We start from the raw sequence: 3,427 nt of genomic DNA, 5'->3' as shown, positions 1-3,427 counted from the left end.
GCCCGGGGTGCCCCGTCGGCGTTTCCCGCGCGGTCGGCGGATGACCGCGGTCAGCGGGTGACGCGGACCGTCGCCGACGCGGTGGATCCCTCGTGCAGGTCGTCGCCGGGCCAGCTGACCGTGTAGGTCGTCTCGCGCCGGGTGCGCGGCAGGTCGTCGATGGTGAAGGTGCCGTCCGCGGCGACCGTCACCGACGACAGCGTGCCGGTGCCGAGCCGGTCGGTGCGCTCCACCTTCAGCGTGGCCCGCTCGGGCAGCGCCTTGCCCTGCGCGGTGAACGTTCCGGTGAGCCGGACGCCGGTGCTCATCGACGCCTCCGCCGGGGCGGTGAGCGCGATCGAGCTGGCCGCCTTGCCGACGGACACGGTGCGGGTGACGTCGGTGGCCGGACGGTGGGTCAGGTCGCCGAGGAAGGACACCGTGTAGGTGGCCTCGCCGGCCAGGTCCGGCTCGTCGAGGACGGTGAAGGTGCCGTCCGCCTTGACGGTCGCGGTGCCGAGCCGGTGCGTGCCGTTCGCGTCCGTGCGGGTCGCCGTGACCTTCAGCGGCTCGGCGGGAGCCGGGCCGTCGATCTCCAGCCTGCCGCGCACCGCCAGCGGCTCGCCCGCCACGGCCTGGGCGGGGCTGTGGGTCAGCCCGCCGGTGAAGCGGGCGTCGTACTGGACGGCCGGGGGCTGGATGACGTGCAGCCAGTACTGGTTTCCGGCGGTGTTGGTGGTGACCGCGAACAGCCGGGAGCCGTCGGCGGACCACTCCAGACCGCGCGGCGCGACCCGGTCGCCGTCGAGGCTGCCCTCGAAGGCGAACTCCAGCGGCGCGGTCGCGTCCCCCGGATCGGCGGGCGAGAGCAGCAGGTCGGGCGTCGCGCCGGAGGCCGAGGCACCGCGCGCCAGGTACGTCCCGTCCCCGCTGAAGGCGACGGCGGAGGCGGAGGCGCCGGACGGCAGCGCCGGGTAGCCGGTGGCCGCGTCGGAGAGGTCGGCGGTGTTCAGCAGCCGGGTGCCGGCCGAGGAGTCGGCGACGGCGACCTCGGAGCCGTCCGGGGAGAACGCCATGTCCTTGAGGTTCAGGGCGCCCTTGCCCTCACCGTCGGCGAAACGGCGGCCGGCGGTGCGCACCAGGGTGCTTCCGCTCGCGTCGTACACCGCGAGGAACGGGTTGGCCGCCTGGGCGTTGAGCGGCTGGCCCATCAGCAGCCGGTCGCCGGGGCCCGCCTCGAGCTGGAGCCTGCCGTGGTCCTGCCAGCCGGTGCGCTGCCAGGTGTTGTCGGAGTGGTAGGAGTCCAGGTACGTGAGCGTCGTGCCGCAGTCCGAGGCGTAGTACGCGTACGGCGTGGTGTGGTACACCGTGCCGCCCGCGTAGGCCAGGCTGCGCCCGCAGGTGTCCGTGCCCGCCGACGGCGTGGGCAGCGACTGGTAGGTGGTGGTGTCGTACCGCAGGACCCCGTCGCGGCCACCGGCGTAGAGCGTGCTGCCGTCGGTGTTCAGCGCGAGGCCGGAGACGTGGCGCTGGGTGGTGAGGGTGGTGACGCGCTCGCCGGAGAAGTCGTAGACGGCGATGAGCCCGCTGCTGTAGGAGCTGCCCAGGTTGCTGTCGGCGACGTACACGCGCTGGTGCGCGGAGTCGACCGCCAGCGCCGAGAACGAGGAGATCGGCAGCTTGGCCACGAGATCGGAGGCCGCCGCGTGCGCCGCGGGCGCGGCGGCGAGGGTGAGGCCCCCGCCGGTGAGCGCGCCGGCGAGCAGCGTGGCCGCGAGACGTCTGAACCGTCGTGCTGTATTCAACTGTGCCCCCCACAGGCTGTGTCGGCGACCCGTGTGAAACGGCCGCCCCTGTCACCTGTGCGGCGAGGAACAGCCGTTCGGGTCGTGCAAGCCCGGCGAGCGTACACCGGCACGTCCGGATTCCCCCGGGATTCACGTTCCTCGCGTGCGTCGCGTGCGTGGGGGCCGGCCGCGGTCGGCGGTGTCCGGCCCGTGAGGCCGAGGTCCTCGTCACGACCCCCGGTACAACCGCTCCAGATCCACGAGCAGCACCTCGCCCCGGTCGGCGGCCGCGCGCAGTTCGGGGGCGAAGCCCGCGCCGCTGTAGCAGGCGGGTCTGGCGTGGCGGGTGTCCACGCCTCGTGCGGCGAGCAACTCCAGGATGCGGCGCAGGCGTTGGAGGTGCCCGAGGTGCATGACCTTGTGCCACTTCGCCTCACCCACGGACAGCAGGATGCCCTGGTCCTGGCCGATCGCGCCGTGCACCACGACATCGGCCTCGAGGCCGGCGCGGCTCACCGGGTCGGCGACGGTTCCCGAGGAGACCTGGATCGGCATGCCCCCGAACGTCTCGGGGTCCGCGTGCCACTCGACCCACTCGCGGCACAACCGCTCGAAGTGCGGCCCCACGACCTTGCTGAGGAACGTGGGCCGGCTGTGCTCCCAGACCTTGGCGGCCCCTCGCCGGCGGCTGAGGAGAGCCGTCTCGGGCCGTACGACCGCGTGGTGGAAGCTGATCAGCGGCTCCGCGACGTGGTACGTGGTGCGGTTGCCGCGGAAGGCGTCGGGCTCGGCGATCAGCAGACCGCAGTTCTTCAGGACGGTCAGGGGCAGCGAGATGTCGGTGGCCTTGCGGCCCACCGCGCTCGCGATGCCCCCACTGGTGCGGTTGCCGCCCGCCACCGCGGCCAGGACCGAGTGGTACAGCGACCGGTCGCGCGGATCCGGCTCGGCGGCGAGCAGGTACGGAGCCTCGCCGTGGATCGGACGGGCCGGGTTGAGCACGGTCCGGCAGACCCAGGCGTCGAAGTCGTCGGGGCCGTCCGGTACGTCGTCGTCGACGAACTCCCGCCGGTACGCCGGGGTCCCGCCGACGATCGCATGGACGAGGACCGCCAGCCGCGGGTCCTGGATGCCCCAGAACTCGGCGGCCTCCCGGAAGCCGAGCGAGTGGACCACGAGGTCGAGGCCGGCGCGGCCGTAGAGCGGGGAGGCCCCGGAGAGCAGCCCGCCCATGAAGGACATCGCGCTGCCGCACAGCAGGATCCGGGGACGCTCCTTGCGGTGGCGCTCGGAGCGTACGCCGATGGCGGCCTGCAACTGGGAGGGGAGGGCGGGGGCGTTCCGCACCAGATAGGGGAACTCGTCGATCACCACCGGCAGCGGCCGGTCCTTCGCGAGCCCGAAGAGCATTTCCAGCGCCTCGTCCCAGTTCGCCGGCCGAGGGGGGACGGCGGCGCCGGTGAAGCGCGCGACCGCCTCGCCCAGCAACCGCAGGGACTCGGCGGCCGACGCCTCGACCGCGGCGTAGTAGAAGCCTTCGGTCGCGTCGGCCAGGGCCTGCAGCAGGAAGCTCTTCCCCTGTCGGCGACGGCCCGACACCACGCCGAGCCGGGGCCCCGCGCCTTCAGCGGTCGCGAAGGCGGTCAGCTCGCTCCACTCCC

2 protein-coding genes are annotated in these 3,427 nt (G+C 73.6%); both read right to left on the bottom strand.

Features of this window, described 5'->3' with window-relative positions; translation table 11 throughout:
• Window positions 1-50: 50 nt before the first annotated feature.
• Entirely contained in the window at window positions 51-1,784 is a 1,734-nt protein-coding gene (locus tag RIM90_RS31115) for an Ig-like domain repeat protein (RefSeq protein ID WP_309064083.1), read from the bottom strand.
• A gap of 210 nt (window positions 1,785-1,994) precedes the next feature.
• On the bottom strand, window positions 1,995-3,427 hold a 1,433-nt coding region (locus tag RIM90_RS31110; RefSeq protein WP_309064082.1), incomplete at its 5' end, for an ATP-binding protein.

This window comes from Streptomyces sp. (genome assembly GCF_031181555.1).
In the GTDB taxonomy this organism is placed as follows: domain Bacteria; phylum Actinomycetota; class Actinomycetes; order Streptomycetales; family Streptomycetaceae; genus Streptomyces; species Streptomyces fimbriatus.
Note: the sequence above shows the minus strand (reverse complement) of the source record. Positions and strands in the feature narration are given on the sequence as shown.